Consider the following 19,818-nt stretch of genomic DNA (forward strand, 5'->3'; position numbering starts at 1 on the left):
GTATCTCGCATTTTTGTCAGAGGCCCGTCACTCCCACCCGACCTGGTTGAAGATCTTCTGGGCTGCCGAGAGGTGTTGCGCCACGGCCGAAAGATCCACGTCATCGGGCTTGAAGAAGCCTAGCTGCGCCACCGACGGGGCCAGAGCTACACCGGGAACGGCCGGGTACTCGTCATTCCCGGCGGAGAAATATTCCTGCGCCTGATCCGAAGCGAGGTACTCGAGGAACTTCACCGCGTTCTCGCGGTTCGGCGCATGGGCCGCAATGCCACCGCCCGACAGGTTCATATGCGCGCCGACCGTATTCTGGTCGGGGAAGATCCATCCAATCTGGTCGAGGCTGTCGCTCAGTCCCTCGACATCCGTGCGGATTGCCCGCGCGAAGTAATAAGTGTTCGACACCGCGATGTCACATTCACCGGAAACGATACCGCGAAGCTGGTCGGTATCCCCGCCCTGCGGATCACGGGCCATGTTGTTCTTCACGCCGGCCGCCCATTCGGTGGCCTTCTCCTCACCCATGTGCTCGATCACTGCCGCCAGAAGCGTCTGATTATAGACGTTCGAGGAAGAGCGAATGCAGATCTGGCCTTCATAGGCCGGGTCAGCGAGATCGGCCATCGACAGCGGCGGGTTCTCGACCCGGTCCTTAGCGTAGAAGATCACCCGCGCACGCTGCGAAAAGCCGAACCACTGGTTGCTTTCGTCCTGCAGATTGCCAGGGATGCGATCCTCCAGAATGTCGGATTCGACGGCCTGCAAAAGCCCCGCTTCCTTCGCACGATGTAGCCGCGATGTGTCGACCGTCAGAAGAATATCGGCCGGGCTGTTTGCCCCTTCAGCCGTCATTCGCGCGATCAGCTCATCGGCATTACCCTCGATCCGGTTGATTGTGATCCCGGTCTGCTCGGTAAAATCGGAGTAGAGCCGCTCGTCGGTATCGTAATGACGCGACGAGTAGAGGTTGAGCTCGCCTTCAGCAGCAGCGGGCGCGACGGCCCCGAACAAGGTTGCTGCAACGGCAGCGCTGAGCACCAGGCAATTTCGGCAGGACATGGGTGTCTCCCTGACTGTCATGATTAAATCCTAGTGGATTACTCAGATATATTTTCAGGGCCGTCAAGATCATCCTGACTAAATCAGTCGGAAACTTGGGCTGACAGTGTGTCGCAGCTTGGCGAGGGCGCGCTGTTCAGCGCGCCGCTGTCACGTCGTGGCCGTAAAGCCAATCGAACTGGCCCAGCGTAGATCGGGGATTCAGCGCGGTGTTCACCCTCAGCGCCACATGCGCCGCCTCGGCCAGTGGCGATCTCAGGTGATAATTTCGTGCATTCGACAGGCTGACCTTAACCACACGGCTAACCCGCGCCCGCCGCGCCTTGCGGTAGGAGGCGAGCGCTGCGTCCTGATCCATCCGCTCAAGGCGATCCGCCACCACCCAGATATCCTCGAGCGCCATGTTCGCGCCCTGTGCTAGGAACGGCAGCATCGGATGTGCCGCATCGCCCACCAAAACCGCACCGTCATCGAACCACCTCTTGGCAACCGGATGCCGGAACAGACCCCAAAGGTTCACCTGTTCCACCCGGTCCAGCCAGTCGCGCACGGGGCCGCCGAAACGCGCGAACGCCTCTCTTAAATGGTCAGGGTCGTCTTCCTTGTGCCAGGTCTCGGGAACCCAGCCTGTCCGTTCTTCCACCGCAACGATGTTTCGCCGACCGCCCCTTAGCGGATAGCTCACGAGGTGCCGCCCGGGGCCCATGAAGACCTCTGCAACCGGAGGTGCCGACGGATCCTCGGGAATAACAGCCCGCCAGGCCACCTGTCCGGTGAATTTCGGCTCCCGCGGCCCGCCTTCGATTCGCGCGCGAAACTCGGAATGAAGCCCGTCTGCCGCGATCGTCAGCCCGGGCGCATCCCCCGGCTCAGTCCGTGTATCCAGGAGAATCTGCACACCCGCCGAACGCGCCCCGTCCAGCAAAAGCTGGATAAGATCCGCCCGATGCACAAAATGATAGGGCACCTCGGCACCGCTCAGGTCGATCTTCAGAACTTCGCGCCCCGATCTTCCCTTTCGCAAGACCACACCGTTGGCCTTCAGGGCAATGGCCCGAAACGGCAGCGCGAGGCCCAGCGCATGAAGAACACGATACCCGTTCGGGCTGATTTGAAGCCCTGCCCCAACCTCCTTGATCTCGGGTGCCTGCTCAGTCAGCGTGACCAGTGCACGCCGCACGGCGCAGGCGCGCGCCACGGCCAGCCCGGCCACACCGCCGCCCACTACCGAAATTTCGCGCTCTGCCAGTGTCACACCCGGTCCCCCGAACCGATAACCCTAGCGCTGCCAGAGAATCCGCGCCCCGGCAATCCCGCGACACAACAAAAAAGAGCACCGAAACCCGCTGGTTTCGGTGCCCCTCCTCCTCCCCTAACCGGGGTCGCTGCTCTCTTGGTGGAGCAGTCAGCAATACTCAGTCGTCGCGATGAACCTTCTCACGGCGCTCGTGACGTTCCTGCGCCTCGAGGCTCAAGGTTGTCGTCGGACGGGCCACTAGCCGTTTCAGAGAAATCGGCTCTCCGGTGTCCTGGCAATAGCCGAATTCGCCTTCGTCGATCCGGCGAAGCGCCGCATCGATCTTGGCCACCAGTTTGCGCTGACGATCACGGATCCGAAGCTCAAGCGCCCGGTCCGTCTCTTCGCTCGCGCGGTCGGCAATGTCAGGGATGTTGCGTGTGCCGTCCTGAAGTCCGGCAATGGTATTCTTCGATTCGCTCAGAAGATCTTGTTTCTGACGTAGCAACTCACGACGGAAAAACTCCAACTGGCGCTCGTTCATGAATGGTTCGTCTTCGGCCGGACGATATGAGTCGGGCAAGAAAACCTCAGCCTTCATTCCAGTTCCCTTTTTATTGGCGGCGTTCGCGGTCGGACTAATTTCACTCATCCGCGCCTCCTTTCGCGGGGACATACCGCAAGGTCATGGCGTTGTCACGCCCCGATCTCGGCATATTGATGGCAATCGCCCCGCGGGATAGGTTGTCAGGAACTCATCCCTGAAGGACCGTTGAAATCTCATGCAATTCTCCGGCACGGAGGCCTATGTTGCGCCCCGCGATCTCATAATTGCAGTGAACGCGGCCGTCACGCTGGAGCGCCCGCTTCTCGTGAAAGGCGAACCCGGAACCGGCAAGACGGAACTTGCCCGACAGGTGGCGCTTTCGCTTGGTCTCGACCTGGTGGAATGGCACGTGAAGTCCACGACCCGCGCGCAGCAGGGGCTTTACGAATACGATGCGGTATCGCGCCTGCGCGACAGCCAACTCGGCGACGAGCGCGTTCACGACGTCAGAAACTATATTCGCAAGGGCAAACTCTGGCAGGCCTTCGAGGCCGACAGGAAAGTGGTGCTGCTGATCGACGAGATCGACAAGGCCGATATCGAGTTCCCAAACGACCTTTTGCAGGAACTCGACCGGATGGAGTTCCACGTCTATGAAACCGGCGAGACCGTCGCGGCCCGCCAGCGCCCGATCGTCATCATCACATCGAACAACGAAAAAGAACTGCCCGACGCGTTCCTGCGCCGCTGCTTCTTCCACTACATCCGGTTCCCGGACATGGAAACGATGCGGGCGATCGTCGAGGTGCACTTTCCGGGCATCAAACCCCGCCTTCTGACCGCTGCGCTTACACAATTCTTTGAAGTCCGCGATGTCCAGGGCCTGAAGAAGAAACCCTCGACCTCCGAAGTCCTCGATTGGCTGAAACTGATTCTCGCCGAGGATCTCGATCCCGAAGATCTCAGGGCCGAGGGCGGGTCGCTCCTGCCGAAGCTTCATGGTGCACTTCTGAAGAACGAGCAGGACGTACACCTCTTCGAACGCCTCGCGTTCATGAACCGGGGCCGCAGCTAGGGTGCTATCCTCCCTCGCCGATCCGATTCTCCCGATCTTCGCCGTGCCCGTTGCGGGTTACTTCCTGACCTTGCGTGGATTGCTGGCGCTCGAAGACGCGCGCTCGATCAACCGCTACACGTTCTTTGTCGCCGTCCCTGCCCTCGTCATGTCCGTGATCGGCAGCGCGCAGCCCGGCGAAATCTGGTGGACGCCCGCGCTGATCTACCTGGCAGCAGAGCTTCTGGTCTACGCTCTGATTTTTTGCATTATGCGTTCCGTCTTCCGGCGCGAAAAAGGCGAAGCCCTGCTTCTCGGTATGACCGCTGTCTTCGCGAACCACATCCTTTTCGTCCTGCCGATAGCAGAACGCTTCTACCCCGACGCCCGTAGCGGGATGGCTGGTATGATGGTGCTGGACGGGATCGTGCTGTTTTGTGGATCGGTCTTTCTCACCGAACTCATCACTGGTGACGGCGGCCTACGCGGCGCGATCCGGCGGCTTTCCTCCAATCCATTCGTCTATGCGGTCCCCCTGGGGTTGCTGCTGGGCGTCTTGGGGCCGAACGCGCCAGCCGGCATCTGGACGTTTCTCGACTTCGCGGGGGGCACGGCAGCGCCCGTGGCGCTTTTCACCCTCGGCATCACGCTGACGGCGGCCCCGATCTGGCCCATCCGCCTGCCGTGCTGGAGCGTATCGGCCGCAAAGCTTCTCCTTATGCCCGGACTCGTCTGGTGGGGCTTCGGCTCGGTGGACGTCCCCCGTGAGAGCCTCGATCACGCAATTCTGATCCTCGCCGCCGCCGGGCCCTGCGGCGCCATGCCGTTCGTGATCGCGACACAATATGCTGTGCCCACCGGGACCATCGCCAAGACGATCTTCGTTTCGACCGTTTTGTCACTGATTTCGCTCGCTTTGCTCCTGCCGTGACAGGACCGTTGTCGCCTGCGTCGCGTGAGGCTACCAATCTCGGGATGACGCTCTGCTATTCCATCCGTGGGGCCGCCCCATGGCGGTGATCGTGCGCCCCCTTGTCCGTGAAGACCGGGCAGCATGGGGTGCGCTTTGGCACGCCTATCTCGCATTCTACGAAACCGCGCGGCCGGACGAAATCTACGACACCTACTTCGAACGCCTCCTCGGCGACGATCCGCGAGATTTCCACTGCCTTATCGCCGAGATCGGCGGCACGCCTGTCGGGCTCACCCATTACCTCTTCCACCGCCACGGCTGGCGGGAGGAGGATGTCTGCTACCTTCAGGATCTCTATGCCGATCCATCGGTGCGCGGCACCGGCGTGGGCCGGGCGCTGATCGAGGCGGTCTATGCCGCCGCCGACGCGCATGGCGCACCCTCTGTCTACTGGCTGACCCAGGATTTCAACGAGACCGCCCGGCAGCTCTACGACCGGATCGGTCGCGTCACCCCCTTCATCAAGTACGAGCGCGCCTCATGATCCGAGCCCTCGCCCTCCTGACGCTTTTCGCCCTCGCCGCCTGCGCAACGCCTTCCGCCAATGCGCCGGTCGAGCGCCTCGCGCCTGATGCCATCGCACTTCCGCCGATGAAGCAATTCGGCCCGCCCCATTCCGATCGGCCCGCACGCTCCAACCGCTCGATCGAGACCGACATCCTCGATCTGACGTTCCGGCTTGAAAGCGGTCGCGAACTGCCGATCTTCTCGCGGTTCGAGGGGCCGATCACCGTGCGCGTCGTGGGCCGCGCCCCGCCCTACCTCCATGCCGACCTTGACCGGCTTCTGGTTCGGCTGCGTCGCGAGGCCGGAATCGACATCTCGAAGGTCGGCCCGAAAGATCCCGCCTCCATAACCATCGAAGTCCTGTCCCGCAGCGATCTGCAGCGCGCGGTCCCGCAGGCGGCCTGTTTCGTCGTACCCCGCATGACGTCCTGGGGCGAATTCCGCCGCAATCGGCGCTCCGCACAGCTTGACTGGACAACCTTGGAACTGCGCGAAAAGATGGCGATTTTCCTCCCGGGCGACGTCAGCCCCCAGGAAATCCGCGATTGCCTGCATGAGGAACTGGCCCAGGCCATCGGGCCACTCAACGATCTCTATCGCCTGTCCGATTCCGTCTTCAACGACGACAATTTCCATACCGTGCTTACAGGGTTCGACATGCTCGTCCTGCGCACGCTCTACGCCACGGAACTCCGTTCCGGCATGACCCGGGCCGAGGTCGCCGTGCGGCTACCGGGTATCCTCGACCGGCTGAACCCGGCGGGCCGGAATGCCCCCGACGGCGTCGGCACCGCAACCCCCCGCACCTGGATCAACGCTATCGAAACGGCCCTCGGGCCGCGCACGCCTCCCTCGCGCCGCCGCCTCGCCGCAAGGCAGGCCGTCGAAATCGCCCAGGCCCAAGGCTGGACCGATGCGCGCGCCGGCTTCTCTCTCTACGCCCTCGGCCGGCTCTCCATCGTGGCCGAACCGGAACTCGCCATGGCGGCATTTCTGCAATCGGGCTCCGTCTACCGGCAAAGCACCTCGACCGATCTGCATGCCGCCCATGTCGCGATGCAGCTTGCGGCATTTGCACTTTCCGCCGGACAGGCCGATATCGCCATCGACATCGTGGACCGGAACCTTCGCCCCGTCGCCCGGGCAGAGAATGCGGCACTTCTGTCGACGCTCATGATGGTCAAGGCCGAGGCGCTCGAACTGAAGGGCGACAAAGCCACGGCCCGAAAAGTGCGCGAAGACGCACTGGGCTGGGCGCGCTATGGCTTTGGCTCAGACGCAGAGGTGCGCGCCCGCTACAGCGAAATCGCTGCCCTCGCCCCCGACAGGATACAGGGCTCATGATCGTTCTCGCAGGTGTGGTTCTGGGCGGCAGCTACGGCGCGTGGCTCGCAAAGAAGCGCGAAGGCACGCGCGCCGACATGGCGCAATACGCGGCGGGCTTCGGCATCGCCTTCGGCCTTCTCGGCCTCTTCCTCACGATTATTCTTGAGCGGATGGCCTGAGCCTCATCCTGCCCTGAGCCAGGTATCGTAGTCGCTGACCAGAAGATGCGCAGGTGCCGTGTCTTCCTCGATCTCGGAAAACCGTCCGATCGGCTCACGAAAGATGTTGTCGGTCACATCGTCATTCACTGTCGATACTTCACCGATCAGCACATCGCCCCCCTCGCCCCAGAAGGCGTGCCAGTCGCCGGGCATCAGCGTCACGCTTTCCCCCGGTGCGAATTTCAAAACCTCTCCCGCCGCGAATGTCCGCTCGATTCCGTCGCACAATACGCGCCCTCCCCGGTCCTCCGCGAAATTGCCCGCATCGTCCGACCCGAACAGTTCGACCGCAAGCGTCGCTCCGCCACGGTTGATGATGTCCTCGGATTTGATGACATGGGTGTGCATCGGGCTCAGCTGATCCTGTCGCGAAATCAGAAGCTTCTCGGCATAAACCATCCCCCGGCCCCGCTCGAGATCGGCAAGGCTGCCGTTCCTGAGAGTGAAGAGGAACAGGCCAAGCTCATCGAACCGCCCCTGCCCATAGTCGGTTATGTCCCAGCCCATCCGAGCCTCGACGATGCGCCTGGCGTCCGTGCGGGCCCGGAATTCATCGGGCGTCCAATAGGCGAAAGGTGGCAGGGTGAAGCCGTGGCTACGGATCAATTCGTCCGCCACGGCCATGATATCGTTGATGCGAGAGCGTTTCATGGCCTCCGGATATACCCTGAGCACGCGGCTGCGAAAGCGGAAAATACACAGGCGCCAGCGGGATTGCCGCGCGGCAGGAAGGGAATGGAATGATCCTTGCTTGCGGCGCGAAGAGACGGGCGTTCCTATCTCAGACCGCGTGAAGCTGTCGCGGGCGCTCCCCGTCCGACCAGGCCGCCACCGCTGCCCCAAAGGCCGTGAACAGCGGGCGTGAGACCGGGTCATCGGCCGCATTCCACTCCGGATGCCACTGCACACCCATCGCGAAGCCCCGCGCCCCATCAACATAGATCGCCTCTTCGGTGCCGTCATCGGCTTTGCCATCAACCACGATGCGGTCCCCGGGCCGCTTGATCCCCTGCCCGTGCAGCGAATTCGTCCGCACCACCGTAGACCCGAGAAGCCTGTGAAAAACCCCGCCTTCGGTCAGATGCACATCGTGGCGCAGCTCGAACTTCTCCTCAAGCGTACCATCCGGCGGCATCCGGTGGTTCATGCGCCCCGGAAGCTCGCGGATCTCAGGGTAAAGCGATCCACCCATCGCAACGTTCATCTCCTGAAACCCCCGGCAGATCGCAAAGAAAGGTTGGCCCCGCTCCACGCATGCCCGGACAAGCGGCAACGTGATCGCATCCCTGTTGCGGTCGAAGGTCCCGTGCGCCTCCGTCTCGTCCTCGCCATATTCCTCGGGGTGCACATTCGGGCGCCCTCCGGTCAGGAGGAACCCGTCACAAACCTCAAGAAGCTCCTCGACGCTTACAAAGGCCGGATCCGGCGGGATGATCAAAGGAATTGCCCGCGCCACGTTGCTCACGGCGCAACTGTTCATCGTCCCGCCCGCATGGACGGGATACTCGTCATTCAGAAGATTGCTGTTGCCGATGATACCGACGACGGGACGTGCCATCCTTTACCTTTATTCTCGGGCTTCCACGCGGGTATATGCGCGCCGTCCGGCGAAAAAAAGGCCATCTCGTGCACAGGCCGATGTGCAGGGCGGCAGGTGCCTAAATTTCAGGCGTCAGCCCGGCAGACTCGATCCCATGCGCGGCAGCGGCGGCATCGTTGTCTGACGTATCGCCCGTCACTCCCAGCGCGCCCACCACTGCGCCACGCGCATCGCGGATCAAAACGCCCCCGGGCACCGGAACCACCTGGCCGCCGTAAAGCCCGTTGATCGCCCCCATGAAATAGGCCTGCTGCTCGGCACGCGCCATCTGCGCCGTGCCCGCCATGCCCAACATAATCGCGCCGTAAGCCTTGCCATGGGCAATCTGGAACCGTCCGGGGCTCGCCCCGTCCTCGCGTTCGAACGCTTTTACATGCCCGCCGCTGTCGAGAACGACCACCGACAGGGGCTTCAACTCCATCTCGCGACCCTTCTGCAGGGTCTGGCGAATGATCTTACGGGCGCGGGTCAGGCTGATCTCGGCCATGGGCGTCTCTCCTCAGGCAGATTTCTTTTCAAGGCGGCGGGCATGCAGAATTGGCTCGGTATAGCCCGAAGGCTGCGTGCGTCCTTCAAAAACAAGGTCCGACGCTGCCCGGAACGCCACACCATCAAATCCCGGCGCCATCGGCTCATAGACCGGGTCGCCGGCATTCTGGCGATCCACCACCTCGGCCATCTTCCTCAGAACACCTTCAACCTCGTCGCGGCTCACCACCCCGTGGTGCAGCCAGTTCGCGATGTGCTGGGCCGAGATGCGGCAGGTCGCACGATCTTCCATCAGGCCCACATCGTTGATGTCGGGCACCTTGGAACAGCCGATCCCCTGATCGATCCAACGCACCACGTAACCAAGAATGCCCTGTGCGTTGTTTTCCACCTCGCGCAATATCTGTTCGCGGCTCCATTTCCGAAAACTCGCCAGCGGAATATCCAGAAGCCCGTCCACATGCGCCCTCCGTCCCCCAGCGCGCAGCTTCTTCTGCACCGCGAAGACATCGACCTTGTGATAATGCAGCGCATGGAGCGTCGCCGCCGTAGGCGACGGCACCCAGGCACAGTTTGCGCCCGCTTTCGGATGCTCGATCTTCGTCTCCAGCATCGCAGCCATCTGATCCGGCATCGCCCACATGCCCTTGCCGATCTGCGCCTTGCCGGACAGGCCACATTCAAGGCCGATATCGACGTTTCGGTTCTCGTACGCGGTGATCCACGATTTCCGCTTGATGAAGTCCTTGCGGCTGAATGGCCCCGCCTCCATCGAGGTATGAAGTTCGTCCCCGGTCCGGTCGAGGAAACCGGTGTTGATGAACGCCACACGATGCTTCGCTGCTCGAATGCATTCCTTGAGGTTCACGCTCGTGCGGCGCTCCTCGTCCATGATCCCGATCTTGACGGTATATTGCGGCAGGCCTAGCGCCGCCTCCACGTGAGTGAAGATTGCATCCGTGAAAGCCACCTCGTCGGGGCCGTGCATCTTCGGCTTCACCACATATACCGATCCGGTGACCGAATTCCGTAGGCCTTCGATCTTCTTCAGGTCGTGCATCGCGATCAGTGTCGTCACCATCGCGTCCATCAGGCCCTCGAAAACCTCGCCCTCCGCGCCTTGCACGGCAGGGTTCGTCATCAGATGCCCCACGTTCCGCACAAGCATCAGCGCGCGGCCCTTCACCGTCACCTCGCCACCGCCCGGCGCTGTGAAAACGAGATCCGGGCTGAGGCGGCGCGTCACCTGTTCGCCCCCCTTCTCAAAGGTGTCCTCAAGATCGCCCTTCATCAGGCCAAGCCAGTTGCGATAGGCCAGCACCTTGTCCTCGGCATCGACGCAGGCGACCGAATCCTCGCAATCCATGATCGCAGAGACGGCCGCCTCCAGCCGAACGTCGGCCAGCCCACATTGATCCCGCGCGCCGATCGCGCTCGTGCGATCGAAGACAAGCTCCACATGCAGCCCGTTGTTCTTCAGAAGCACCGCGTCAGGCGCGCGGGAATGGCCGCGATAGCCGACGAATTTCGCGGGCTCCAAGAGCGGCAGGTCATCGACCAGAAGCTGGCCGTTATGCACGTGATAGCGCCGCGCATCAGCATGGCTCGTGCCCTGAAGCGGAAACGCCTCGTCCAGAAACACCCGAACCCTCGCGACGACCCGTGCACCCCGGCCCCGGTCATAGGCCCCCGAAGGCGCCGGGCTTCCGATCGCGTCGGTTCCATAGAAAGCGTCGTAAAGGCTCCCCCACCGCGCATTGGCGGCATTGAGCGCGTAGCGCGCATTGGTAATCGGCACCACAAGCTGCGGGCCGGCAACGCTCGCGAATTCCGGGTCGGTATCGGCTGTCTCGATCTCGAACGCTTCGCCCTCCTGCACAAGATAACCGATGTCGTACAGGAACGCCTTGTAGGCCTCGTGATCGTGCGGCTGGTTCTGCCGTTTCAGATGCCACTCGTCGATCTGCGACTGAAGCTCTTCCCGCCGTTTCAGCAAGGCGGCATTCCGAGGGCCTAAGTCCCGGTCGAGATCCGCGAAGGCTTTCCAGAAGGCTTCCGGCGTTACACCGGTACCGGGCAGCGCCTCAGTCTCGATGAAATCCTTCAGAACGGTTGCAACGGTCAGACCTGCGATCTCGGTAGTGCTCATGGCGTCCCTGCTCGTATGCGGTGGTATGCGGGGTTTCTAGGGCGCGATATGGCCGCTGGCAACCAATTTGGTTCATTTACCTTACCAATTACGCTTAACGCTGACGCCTGCACCGGTCCGAGCAATAGCGAACCTCTTCCCAGACCTTCGCCCACTTCTTTCGCCAGACGAATGGCCGCCCGCAGCGCTCACAGGTCTTTTCCGGCAGGTCCGCCTTCCGTCGCATCTTACCCATGTCCCCCGGCCTCTCCCCATGCACTGCCATCCCGTCGGACCTATCCTAACGCTGCTCCTGATCAATGCCGGCCAACCCGGCTTGACGCGGCAGGCCAGAATAATACCGTCCGTCGACGCCACCCGAGCATCCATACTCCAAGGACGACAACCCGATGAAAGACGCCGCGCCGAAGGCCGTATTTCTCTCAGATTACACGCCGCCCGCCTATCTGATCGACGAGGTGCACCTGACCGTCAGGCTTGATCCGGAGCGGACCCGCGTCATCAGCCGCATCGCGTTCCGGCCGAACCCCGCGACAGAGGATCGTCGCTTCTTTCTTCACGGCGAGGGCCTCACGCGTATTTCCACCCGCATCGACGGGGCCGAGGTCTCACCCACCCAAGCCGAAGGGGGAATCACTTGCACCGCTCCCGACGCCCCGTTCACCTGGGAGGCGGAGGTTGAAATCAATCCCTCCGCCAACACCGCCCTCGAAGGGCTCTACATGTCGAACGGCATGTACTGCACCCAGTGCGAGGCCGAAGGCTTTCGCAAGATCACCTACTATCCCGACCGCCCCGATGTGATGGCCCCCTTCACAGTACGGATCGAGGGGAATTGCCCCATTCTTCTCTCGAACGGCAATCCTGGCGCCTCCGGCGCAGGCTGGGCCGAATGGCACGATCCATGGCCGAAACCCGCCTATCTCTTCGCCCTCGTGGCCGGCGATCTCGTGGCCCACGAAGACAGCTTCACGACGGCTTCGGGCCGACCTGTCGCACTCAATGTCTGGGTCCGTCCCGGCGATGAAGCCCGCTGCGCCTATGCCATGGACGCTCTCAAACGCTCCATGCGCTGGGATGAAGAGGTCTATGGACGGGAATACGACTTGAACGTTTTCAACATCGTCGCCGTGGACGACTTCAATATGGGGGCGATGGAGAACAAGGGCTTGAACATTTTCAACTCCAAGTATGTTCTCGCCAGTCCGGAGACCGCAACCGACCGCGACTTTGAGATGATCGAAGGGATCGTCGCCCACGAATACTTCCACAACTGGACCGGCAACCGCATCACCTGCCGCGACTGGTTCCAACTTTGCCTGAAGGAAGGTCTTACCGTATTCCGCGATCAACAGTTTTCTGGCGATCAAAGATCTCATTCTGTCAAAAGGATAGACGACGTACTTCAACTTCGCGGCCGCCAATTCCGCGAAGATGGCGGACCGCTCGCGCACCCGGTAAGACCGGCCAGCTTCGTCGAGATCAACAACTTCTACACCGCTACGGTCTACGAGAAGGGGGCCGAGCTGATCGGCATGCTGAAAACGCTCGTCGGCGATGCGGGCTACGCCAAGGCGCTCGACCTGTACTTTGATTGCCACGACGGCGATGCGGCCACCATCGAGGATTGGATCCGCGTGTTCGAAGACGCCACCGGCCGTGACCTGTCCCATTTTGCCGAATGGTATTCCCAGGCAGGCACGCCGCACCTGACTGTCCGGGAAGAATTCAACAACGGAACCTACAGCCTTCATTTCGAACAAGAAACGCCTCCAACGCCCGGGCAGCCCGACAAGCGCCACATGGTGATCCCGATCGCCACCGGCCTTCTTGCTCCCGACGGCCGCGAAATCGTGCCGACCACGATTCTCGAAATGACGGAACCCGCTCAGACTTTCACCTTCGACGGCCTCGATGCGCGCCCGATCCCTTCGATCCTCAGAAACTTCTCGGCCCCGGTCATTCTGAAACGCGAAACGAACGCGGAAGAACGCGCCTTCCTTCTTGCCCATGACACCGACCCGTTCAACCGGTGGGAGGCGGGCCGCCAGCTCGCCAAGGATGTTCTGACGGCAATGCTCACCGATGGCGCGGCGCCTGGCCCGGCTTATCTCGACGCGCTCGAACGCATGCTGCGCGATGATGGGCTCGATCCAGCCTTCCGCGCCCTCGCCCTGCGGCTGCCGTCCGAGGATGATCTCGCCCAAACCCTAACCGACGCGGGTGTCACCCCCGATCCCACGGCGATCCAAGAGGCCCGCGAACGTGTCGCCCTCATGCTCGCCGAACGCCTCTCTGGCCTCCTGCCCGATATCTACGAGGCGATGAACCTCCCCGGCCCCTACACCCCCGATCCGAAGGCGGCGGGTTGCCGCGCCCTGCGGCTCACGGCGCTCGGGCTCCTGAACCGCATCGACGGGGGCGACCGGGCCGCGGCGCTCTACCGCGCGGCCGACAACATGACCGAGGAACTCGGCGCGCTTGCCTGCCTACTCCGCCACGGCAACTCTACCGGGAAGGAGGCCGCAAGCCGCTTCTATCGCCGCTGGTCCGGCGACCGTCTGGTGATGGACAAGTGGTTCTCCCTCCAGGTTCTGGAAGCCGCCCCCGAAACTGCCGTAACCGTTGCCGAAACGCTCGTACAACATCCTGATTTCGAGTGGAAAAACCCCAATCGCTTCCGCTCGGTCATCGGCGCGCTTTCCGCCAATGCCGCCGGTTTCCACGACCCATCCGGTCGCGGCTACGCCTTCCTTGCCGACTGGCTGATCCGTCTCGACCCGGTGAACCCGCAAACGGCGGCCCGGATGACCACGCTGTTCGAAACCTGGCGGCGCTATGACGGCGACCGGCAGGGTATGATCCAGGACGCGCTCCGCCGCATCGCTGCCACCCCAAACCTGTCCCGCGATACGACCGAGATGGTGGGGCGCATTCTTGGCGGCTGAGCCCTTCAGTTTCGAACGTCGCGCCCGTCGCCCCTTTGGCCTCGCCATGGTGACGGCGGCGCTTCTGTGCCTCTCTCTGCTGATCTTCGCTGTCGACGCCCATCCGGTCATCGTCGCGCTCTTTGCGGTTGTTACCGGCCCGGCAGTTTGGGATGTGTTCCGCGACGCGCGCGCCACCCTGCAGATCAACGACAAGAGACTTGCGTGGAACACCGGCCACCACGAGATCACCGTGCCGCTGGGCGAGATACGCGAGGCCGTTCTCTCCACAAGTTTCGACTTCTCTCAGCGCGGCAAGATTCACCTCAGCGACGGTCGCCGCCTGCGCATTCCGCCGCAATGCATGCCGGGCGGGCGCACCCTCGACGCCGCGCTTGAACTTCGCGCAGTTCCTTATCGCCGCTCGCTCTTCGGGAACTGACCTGCCAAAGTGCGTCGTGAGGCGAAAAACGCCTTTAGAATCGGCCGCTATCCAACCGGAAAAACATTGAAGGCTGACCCGATAAAGGCTATACTTACCGAGTTGGGGGTAATTGATGTCGAAAGTATTTCGCAACCTATGGTCCGCCGCCCTTGCGATAGTGATCGCTGGGGGTGTTTCCGTGTCCGCTGCCAGCGCGACGGATTGCGGATCGGACACCTGCTTCAGCAGCTTGCAGCAGAGACTTCAGGCAATCCGCGCCGAAAGAGGCACACTTGATCCCGTGGTCGAGACCGAGACGCTCGACGGCGAATTCGTAAACCGGATTTCCTTCTTCGTGAACAGACGCGATTTCACGGCAACCGGTGTCAAAACCGTGGTCCGGACAAGGTTCAACAGCTTCATCGATCGCGATTTCAGCGTCATGCCAAGTCTGACGGAAACGTCACCTCGCCTGACCGGCCTGTTCGGTCGTCTCGACCGGAACCGGTTCAACCCGCAGGTCTTCATCGAAACGCCAGAACAATCGATTTACACGGCAGAATCGATTCTCGAAGGGCCGGATTACAAGGTTGCTTCGGTGCCTCTTCCGGCATCCCTTCCGCTGATCCTGGCTGGGCTTGGATCGTTCGCGGTCTTGCGCCGTCGGAAGCGTAACATCTGAATTTTCAGGCAGGTTTGCTGATTTACGTTCGACAGGACGGCAATTGGCGTGTCCACGCGATCATGTCCTCACGCTTGTTCGCCTGATGAAACGGCCCCCAGTCGGCCGCCACACCGCGCCCGCCGCGTGAAACCACGCCGTCGCGTGGAACGGTAACGGCCATGATCCGCAACCCGCACCGCAGATTGGCAGCCCCGTTCTTCAGGGCCGACGCATCAGTGGCCGCGCAGCCATATCCCCGTGCCGTGCCCGGAGAAATCTGCAGAAGTCCGTGCCACCGCCCTTCCCCGCCCGAAACCTCGGGACGCCAGGTACTTTCGTGCTTCGCAAGTGCTGATACCAGACCAACCCAGAAGGCCTTCCGCCCGTCGATCGAAGCGGTCTCGTACCCAGGGCACCAGACATCGATATCCGAAGGGGTGGTCAGGGCCAGCGTCTGCCCCGGCCCGTCGAGCGCCTCGAGCGCCGCACGCGTCCAGGTTTCACCGCGCGGCAGGTGATCCCAGCGCGCCACGACACCACCCGACGCCTCGGGCGCTTCATTTTCGGGAATTGAACATGACACGGATAGAAGAAGGGCTGCCAGCAAACCGACGCGTTTCATCACGTTTTTCATTCAAGGGTCCTTGTGCACACCCCGCACCGCGCCAGACGCTACAAAGAGAAGCGCCCGAAGCAAAGGCCCGGGCGCATACAGTTTTTTCGATAGGCAAAGTTACGCCGCGTCGCGGGCGTGCTTTCCTTCTTCGACTTCCTCAACGATCTTCGACACGAAGGCCTTCAGATCTTCGGGACTACGGCTCGTGATGATGCCGTTCGAAATGGCAATCTCCTGATCCACCCAATGGGCCCCGGCATTCTGAACATCGGTCTTGATCGAATGGTACGAGGTCATCTCGCGGCCCTCCGCAACACCGGACTCGACAAGAAGCCACGGCGCATGACAGATCGCGGCAACAATCTTGCCTTCGTTGACGAAGGCCCTGATCAATTCGATCGCGCCGTCATTCACCCTCAGAAGGTCCGGATTGATCTGCCCACCCGGCAGCACAAGCGCATCGTAATCGTCGACGCTGGCGGCCGACAGCGCAAGATCGGCTTCGGCGGGCCGGCCCCAATCGTCGCCATCCCAGCCCATGATCTCGGCACCGTCCGGTGTTGCCACATGAACCGTCGCGCCCTTGGCGCGAAGCTGATCGCGGGGGAATTCCAGCTCCGACTGTTCGAACCCGTTGGTCGACAGGATAAGTATCTTCGACTGGTCGATATTAGGCATCTGTAATCTCCTGTTTGGCGTCCCGGCGAAATAGCCGGTGTCCCCCTGTCAACGTGCGCCGACCAAGACTGTTCCACCCTTGCCGCGCTTTGCCTCCTCCCCTAGAACCACCGGCGGATCTGAAGGGATGCAACCGCCATGCTCGACCTGACCTACGAGGCACCTAAACCCAAAGTCATTCAGGGCGCCCAGCATGACTGGGAGCTTGTGATCGGTCTGGAAGTCCACGCCCAGGTTGCCTCGAAAGCCAAGCTGTTTTCCGGCGCCTCCACGGCTTTCGGCGCCGAGCCGAATTTCAACGTCTCATTCGTCGATGCGGCAATGCCCGGCATGCTTCCGGTCATCAACGAATTCTGCGTGGCTCAGGCGGTGCGCACCGGGCTCGGGTTGAATGCCGAAATCAACCTGCGCTCGGCCTTCGACCGCAAGAACTACTTCTATCCCGACCTGCCCCAGGGCTATCAGATCAGCCAGCTTTATCATCCGATCGTCGGCGAGGGCGAAGTGCTGGTCGACATGGGGCCGGGCGTTGCGCGGCGTGTACGGATCGAACGCATTCACCTCGAACAGGATGCCGGCAAGTCGATCCACGACATGGATCCGAACATGTCCTTCGTCGATCTCAACCGCACCGGCGTCGCGCTGATGGAAATCGTCTCCCGTCCCGATATCCGCGGGCCGGAAGAGGCAGCGGCCTATGTCGGCAAGCTTCGCCAGATCATGCGCTACCTCGGAACCTGCGACGGCAACATGCAGAACGGCAATCTTCGTGCCGACGTAAACGTATCGGTCTGCCGCCCGGGCGACTACGAACGCTTCCAGGAAACCGGCGACCACTCGATCCTCGGCACTCGCTGTGAAATCAAGAACATGAACTCCATGCGCTTCATCCAGCAAGCGATCGAATACGAGGCCCGCCGCCAGATCCGCATCATTGAAGGCGGCGGCACCGTGGATCAGGAAACCCGGCTCTATGACCCCGACAAGGGCGAAACCCGATCGATGCGCTCGAAGGAAGAGGCGCACGACTACCGCTACTTCCCCTGCCCCGATCTTCTCCCGCTCGAGATCGAACAAGCGTGGGTCGATGATATCGCCGCCTCGCTTCCCGAACTTCCCGATACCAAGCGCGAACGCTTTGTGACGGAGTTCGGGATGACGGAATACGATGCATCCGTCCTCACGGCCGATGTGGAATCGGCGGCCTACTTCGAAGAGGTCGCCCGCGGGCGCGACGGCAAGACCGCCGCGAACTGGGTCATCAACGAACTCTTCGGACGCCTCAAGAAAGAAGACCACGACATCACCGAAAGCCCCATTTCGGCCGCACAGCTCGGAACAATCATCGACCTGATACAGAAGGGCGACATCTCGGGAAAGATTGCGAAAGAACTATTCGAGATCGTATACACCGACGGGGGCGACCCCGCGGAGATCGTCGAGGCCCGCGGCATGAAACAGGTGACCGACACCGGTGCAATCGAAGCGGAGGTCGATCGGATCATCGCCGAAAACCCCGCCCAGGTCGAAAAGGCGAAGGTAAACCCGAAGCTTGCCGGTTGGTTCGTCGGTCAGGTGATGAAGGCAACCGGCGGCAAGGCCAACCCGAAAGCGGTCAACGACATCGTCGCCACCAAGCTCGGCCTATAGCATCCGGACAAAAGAAAACGGCGGCCCAAAAAAGGCCGCCGTTTCAGATCTCTTCGACCTTTACTTAGGAAATCTTGCGGCGAATTGCAGCAAGACCGCCCAACGCACCCAGCATCAGCAGAGCCGAAGCAGGAAGCGGAACGGCGCTCGGCGTCAGGTTCGTCGACACCTGGCCGTCATTGTCGTCATCAAGCGTCCAGACGTACTTGAGCGTGCCGGTGCCGGTGAAGTCGGCAAGGAACGCACCCTCGTCCCCGATCGCCGTCGTCAGCAGCACATCGTTGAAGTACAGGTCGTACGACCCAGCGCCGGAACCGTTGATGACCAGATCGGTCTTAACAAACGTCCGCAGAAGCCGCTGCGCCGTGTTGATGATGTCGATCGAAAGCGAGCCGGACTCAGGAAGAGCGACAAACTCGATGATGTAGCTGTCGTTTCCATCGGCAAGATCGATGTCCTCATCGCTGAAGTTGTCTTCTGCAGCAAGAGTGCCGAAATCGTACTCGACCGAGTTCGATCCGACCGGGTTGATATCCGGCGATACCGTCGCTGCCGAAACAGCAAACGGGAACATCGCGATAATCGCACCCGCTAGAAGATTGGAAAGTTTCATAGGTCCCCCTACACACGAAGTTACACGTCGTTAACTTACCACGCCGACCGAAGGTTCCAACACAATTTCAACAAATTCGCGCTGATCTGGCCCATGATTGAGCACACACTCCATCAATTGTCGCGCAAACGTGGACAACACCGCTATATCCAGTAGATACAAGCGCTCTGATGGACAGACTGCCTTACTTTTGCCACAATTCACGCAGGGCCGACCAAAGGCTTTCGAACAGCCTGCTCGGAAGCCACCTCGCATAACAGGTAAATCAGCCGGTCGATTCGCCGATCGTTGCCGCGTTGGGGACAATCTCGCATCTCGCGGCGGCCACCCACCACCGATGACGGACAGTGCATCACGATTTCGCCCCAAATCGGTTGTTTTCTTGCCAGATTCGGCCGGTGCCGGCTACCCCTTGCTCATCGATTTTGGAGTGTCCGACCATGCCGAAGTACGAGTACAAACTGATCCCCACCCCCACCTCCATCGATCGCAAGATCTGCACAGACCGGTCCCACGACGCAGTAACCGCAACCCTCGAGGCGCGGCTCAACAGCCAAGCCATCGAAGGCTGGGAATACGTCCGCACCGACCGCATGGAATTGCCGAGGGGCGGATGGTTCTCCTTCGGGCGCAAGGTAACCCGTGAAATGATGATCTTCCGACGCGAACCCTTCGCGCTCACCTCCAGCGACGAAAAGCCGGCGCCTGTCGATCGCGTTCACCTCAAGGTCGAACGGTCCGTCCCACCCGTCGTACCTCGGCGCATCGCTTCCTATGCAAGCGAGGCGCGTGCGGCAATCGCCGCCGAGTGATCTAGGCCTCGATCTTCAACTGCAGGGCGTGAATCCGCCCTACGATCTCCGGGCCGAGCGCGCTGTGCACGGCCCGATGGCGCTCGATCCGCGACATTTCCGAAAACGCCGGCGCAGCAATCGCCACGAACCAATGGCTTTCGCCACCCTCCTGGTATCCTGCATGGCCCCGATGCCGCTCACTGTCGTCGCGTATCTCCAGCCGCTCAGGGGCAAAAGCCGCTTCCAGCTTGCGGCGCATTTCATCCGCCATTCCCATAAAACCGTCTGCGCCC

General features: G+C 61.6%; 22 protein-coding genes. 10 read left to right on the forward strand and 12 right to left on the reverse strand.

Annotated features, from left to right (window positions below):
* Positions 1-27: 27 nt before the first annotated feature.
* The 3 genes from RXV90_RS15950 to dksA form a co-directional block, all read right to left on the reverse strand.
* Positions 28-1,056: a Fe(3+) ABC transporter substrate-binding protein gene (locus tag RXV90_RS15950; protein WP_316649949.1), complete on the reverse strand. Its 1,029-nt coding sequence runs from the start codon at positions 1,054-1,056 to the stop codon at positions 28-30.
* Positions 1,057-1,192: 136 nt separating this feature from the next.
* Positions 1,193-2,311, reverse strand: coding sequence for an FAD-dependent monooxygenase (locus RXV90_RS15955; protein ID WP_316649866.1), 1,119 nt, complete (start codon positions 2,309-2,311; stop codon positions 1,193-1,195).
* Between the two features lie 160 nt (positions 2,312-2,471).
* Positions 2,472-2,894 (reverse strand): RNA polymerase-binding protein DksA, encoded by a 423-nt coding sequence (gene dksA, locus RXV90_RS15960; RefSeq protein WP_316649950.1) that lies wholly within the window; start codon positions 2,892-2,894, stop codon positions 2,472-2,474.
* A 181-nt stretch (positions 2,895-3,075) separates the two neighbouring features.
* Between dksA and RXV90_RS15965 the strand changes: the two genes are divergently transcribed.
* The 5 genes from RXV90_RS15965 to RXV90_RS15985 all read left to right on the forward strand — a co-directional run bounded on the left by RXV90_RS15965 (position 3,076) and on the right by RXV90_RS15985 (position 6,879).
* Entirely contained in the window at positions 3,076-3,915 is an 840-nt protein-coding gene (locus RXV90_RS15965; RefSeq protein WP_316649867.1) for an AAA family ATPase, read from the forward strand.
* Position 3,916: 1 nt separating this feature from the next.
* Positions 3,917-4,825 (forward strand): AEC family transporter, encoded by a 909-nt coding sequence (locus RXV90_RS15970; RefSeq protein WP_316649868.1) that lies wholly within the window; start codon positions 3,917-3,919, stop codon positions 4,823-4,825.
* A 79-nt stretch (positions 4,826-4,904) separates the two neighbouring features.
* Positions 4,905-5,351, forward strand: a complete 447-nt coding sequence (locus tag RXV90_RS15975) for a GNAT family N-acetyltransferase (RefSeq protein ID WP_316649869.1) — start codon at positions 4,905-4,907, stop codon at positions 5,349-5,351.
* Positions 5,348-6,718, forward strand: a complete 1,371-nt coding sequence (locus RXV90_RS15980; RefSeq protein WP_316649870.1) for a DUF2927 domain-containing protein — start codon at positions 5,348-5,350, stop codon at positions 6,716-6,718. Before RXV90_RS15975 ends, RXV90_RS15980 begins: the two co-directional genes overlap by 4 nt.
* Positions 6,715-6,879 (forward strand): hypothetical protein, encoded by a 165-nt coding sequence (locus tag RXV90_RS15985; RefSeq protein WP_316649871.1) that lies wholly within the window; start codon positions 6,715-6,717, stop codon positions 6,877-6,879. Before RXV90_RS15980 ends, RXV90_RS15985 begins: the two co-directional genes overlap by 4 nt.
* 3 nt (positions 6,880-6,882) lie before the next feature.
* Here the strand turns inward: RXV90_RS15985 and RXV90_RS15990 are convergent, their stop codons facing one another.
* The 5 genes from RXV90_RS15990 to RXV90_RS16010 form a co-directional block, all read right to left on the reverse strand.
* The gene (locus tag RXV90_RS15990) at positions 6,883-7,572 is read right to left on the reverse strand and encodes a D-lyxose/D-mannose family sugar isomerase (protein ID WP_316649872.1); all 690 of its coding nucleotides are present in this window, start codon (positions 7,570-7,572) and stop codon (positions 6,883-6,885) included.
* A 130-nt stretch (positions 7,573-7,702) separates the two neighbouring features.
* Complete coding sequence (locus tag RXV90_RS15995; RefSeq protein WP_316649873.1) at positions 7,703-8,479, reverse strand: gamma-glutamyl-gamma-aminobutyrate hydrolase family protein; 777 nt, start codon at positions 8,477-8,479, stop codon at positions 7,703-7,705.
* Between the two features lie 100 nt (positions 8,480-8,579).
* On the reverse strand, positions 8,580-9,008 hold the full coding sequence (locus tag RXV90_RS16000; protein ID WP_316649874.1) for a GlcG/HbpS family heme-binding protein: 429 nt from the start codon (positions 9,006-9,008) through the stop codon (positions 8,580-8,582).
* A 12-nt stretch (positions 9,009-9,020) separates the two neighbouring features.
* The gene (locus tag RXV90_RS16005; protein ID WP_316649875.1) at positions 9,021-11,159 is read right to left on the reverse strand and encodes a malate synthase G; all 2,139 of its coding nucleotides are present in this window, start codon (positions 11,157-11,159) and stop codon (positions 9,021-9,023) included.
* Between the two features lie 94 nt (positions 11,160-11,253).
* A complete protein-coding gene (locus tag RXV90_RS16010; protein WP_316649876.1) occupies positions 11,254-11,394 on the reverse strand; it encodes a DUF2256 domain-containing protein in 141 nt (46 codons plus the stop codon).
* 154 nt (positions 11,395-11,548) lie between these two features.
* On the opposite strand from RXV90_RS16010, the gene pepN reads away from it, so the two are divergent.
* The 3 genes from pepN (at position 11,549) to RXV90_RS16025 (ending at position 15,192) form a co-directional block, all read left to right on the forward strand.
* Entirely contained in the window at positions 11,549-14,107 is a 2,559-nt protein-coding gene (gene pepN, locus RXV90_RS16015) for an aminopeptidase N (protein WP_316649877.1), read from the forward strand.
* On the forward strand, positions 14,097-14,528 hold the full coding sequence (locus RXV90_RS16020; RefSeq protein WP_316649878.1) for a hypothetical protein: 432 nt from the start codon (positions 14,097-14,099) through the stop codon (positions 14,526-14,528). The genes pepN and RXV90_RS16020 overlap by 11 nt, the downstream gene beginning before the upstream one ends.
* A 115-nt stretch (positions 14,529-14,643) precedes the next feature.
* The gene (locus tag RXV90_RS16025) at positions 14,644-15,192 is read left to right on the forward strand and encodes a VPLPA-CTERM sorting domain-containing protein (protein WP_316649879.1); all 549 of its coding nucleotides are present in this window, start codon (positions 14,644-14,646) and stop codon (positions 15,190-15,192) included.
* 22 nt (positions 15,193-15,214) lie between these two features.
* On the opposite strand, the gene RXV90_RS16030 is transcribed toward RXV90_RS16025, so the two are convergent.
* On the reverse strand, positions 15,215-15,808 hold the full coding sequence (locus RXV90_RS16030) for a transglycosylase SLT domain-containing protein (RefSeq protein WP_316649880.1): 594 nt from the start codon (positions 15,806-15,808) through the stop codon (positions 15,215-15,217).
* A gap of 99 nt (positions 15,809-15,907) precedes the next feature.
* Positions 15,908-16,468 carry a type 1 glutamine amidotransferase domain-containing protein gene (locus RXV90_RS16035; RefSeq protein ID WP_316649881.1) on the reverse strand — a complete coding sequence of 187 codons (561 nt, stop codon included), beginning with the start codon at positions 16,466-16,468 and terminating at the stop codon, positions 15,908-15,910.
* A 138-nt stretch (positions 16,469-16,606) separates the two neighbouring features.
* On the opposite strand from RXV90_RS16035, the gene gatB reads away from it, so the two are divergent.
* Entirely contained in the window at positions 16,607-18,118 is a 1,512-nt protein-coding gene (gatB, locus tag RXV90_RS16040) for an Asp-tRNA(Asn)/Glu-tRNA(Gln) amidotransferase subunit GatB (RefSeq protein ID WP_316649882.1), read from the forward strand.
* A 64-nt stretch (positions 18,119-18,182) separates the two neighbouring features.
* Here gatB and RXV90_RS16045 read toward each other — a convergent pair whose 3' ends face one another.
* Positions 18,183-18,731: a VPLPA-CTERM sorting domain-containing protein gene (locus RXV90_RS16045; protein ID WP_316649883.1), complete on the reverse strand. Its 549-nt coding sequence runs from the start codon at positions 18,729-18,731 to the stop codon at positions 18,183-18,185.
* Positions 18,732-19,171: 440 nt separating this feature from the next.
* Here RXV90_RS16045 and RXV90_RS16050 point away from each other — a divergent pair, with 440 nt between their 5' ends.
* The gene (locus RXV90_RS16050; RefSeq protein ID WP_316649884.1) at positions 19,172-19,543 is read left to right on the forward strand and encodes a DUF4177 domain-containing protein; all 372 of its coding nucleotides are present in this window, start codon (positions 19,172-19,174) and stop codon (positions 19,541-19,543) included.
* Position 19,544: 1 nt separating this feature from the next.
* Here RXV90_RS16050 and RXV90_RS16055 read toward each other — a convergent pair whose 3' ends face one another.
* Positions 19,545-19,802: a BolA family protein gene (locus tag RXV90_RS16055; protein ID WP_316649885.1), complete on the reverse strand. Its 258-nt coding sequence runs from the start codon at positions 19,800-19,802 to the stop codon at positions 19,545-19,547.
* Positions 19,803-19,818 lie beyond the last annotated feature (16 nt).

The sequence above is a fragment of the Ovoidimarina sediminis genome (genome assembly GCF_032586175.1).
Classification (GTDB): domain Bacteria; phylum Pseudomonadota; class Alphaproteobacteria; order Rhodobacterales; family Rhodobacteraceae; genus Ovoidimarina; species Ovoidimarina sediminis.

Excerpts from the sequence above, each read along its gene's own strand:
- RXV90_RS15975 (WP_316649869.1), top strand. The coding sequence starts at position 4,905 with ATGGCGGTGATCGTGCGCCCCCTTGTCCGTGAAGACCGGGCAGCATGG.
- RXV90_RS16045 (WP_316649883.1), bottom strand. The coding sequence starts at position 18,731 with ATGAAACTTTCCAATCTTCTAGCGGGTGCGATTATCGCGATGTTCCCG.
- RXV90_RS16000 (WP_316649874.1), bottom strand. The coding sequence starts at position 9,008 with ATGGCCGAGATCAGCCTGACCCGCGCCCGTAAGATCATTCGCCAGACC.
- RXV90_RS15950 (WP_316649949.1), bottom strand. The coding sequence starts at position 1,056 with ATGTCCTGCCGAAATTGCCTGGTGCTCAGCGCTGCCGTTGCAGCAACC.
- RXV90_RS15985 (WP_316649871.1), top strand. The coding sequence starts at position 6,715 with ATGATCGTTCTCGCAGGTGTGGTTCTGGGCGGCAGCTACGGCGCGTGG.
- pepN (WP_316649877.1), top strand. The coding sequence starts at position 11,549 with ATGAAAGACGCCGCGCCGAAGGCCGTATTTCTCTCAGATTACACGCCG.
- RXV90_RS16005 (WP_316649875.1), bottom strand. The coding sequence starts at position 11,159 with ATGAGCACTACCGAGATCGCAGGTCTGACCGTTGCAACCGTTCTGAAG.
- RXV90_RS15980 (WP_316649870.1), top strand. The coding sequence starts at position 5,348 with ATGATCCGAGCCCTCGCCCTCCTGACGCTTTTCGCCCTCGCCGCCTGC.
- RXV90_RS16035 (WP_316649881.1), bottom strand. The coding sequence starts at position 16,468 with ATGCCTAATATCGACCAGTCGAAGATACTTATCCTGTCGACCAACGGG.
- dksA (WP_316649950.1), bottom strand. The coding sequence starts at position 2,894 with ATGAAGGCTGAGGTTTTCTTGCCCGACTCATATCGTCCGGCCGAAGAC.
- RXV90_RS15990 (WP_316649872.1), bottom strand. The coding sequence starts at position 7,572 with ATGAAACGCTCTCGCATCAACGATATCATGGCCGTGGCGGACGAATTG.
- RXV90_RS16025 (WP_316649879.1), top strand. The coding sequence starts at position 14,644 with ATGTCGAAAGTATTTCGCAACCTATGGTCCGCCGCCCTTGCGATAGTG.
- RXV90_RS16010 (WP_316649876.1), bottom strand. The coding sequence starts at position 11,394 with ATGGGTAAGATGCGACGGAAGGCGGACCTGCCGGAAAAGACCTGTGAG.
- gatB (WP_316649882.1), top strand. The coding sequence starts at position 16,607 with ATGCTCGACCTGACCTACGAGGCACCTAAACCCAAAGTCATTCAGGGC.
- RXV90_RS16055 (WP_316649885.1), bottom strand. The coding sequence starts at position 19,802 with ATGGGAATGGCGGATGAAATGCGCCGCAAGCTGGAAGCGGCTTTTGCC.
- RXV90_RS15965 (WP_316649867.1), top strand. The coding sequence starts at position 3,076 with ATGCAATTCTCCGGCACGGAGGCCTATGTTGCGCCCCGCGATCTCATA.
- RXV90_RS16050 (WP_316649884.1), top strand. The coding sequence starts at position 19,172 with ATGCCGAAGTACGAGTACAAACTGATCCCCACCCCCACCTCCATCGAT.
- RXV90_RS15995 (WP_316649873.1), bottom strand. The coding sequence starts at position 8,479 with ATGGCACGTCCCGTCGTCGGTATCATCGGCAACAGCAATCTTCTGAAT.
- RXV90_RS16030 (WP_316649880.1), bottom strand. The coding sequence starts at position 15,808 with ATGAAAAACGTGATGAAACGCGTCGGTTTGCTGGCAGCCCTTCTTCTA.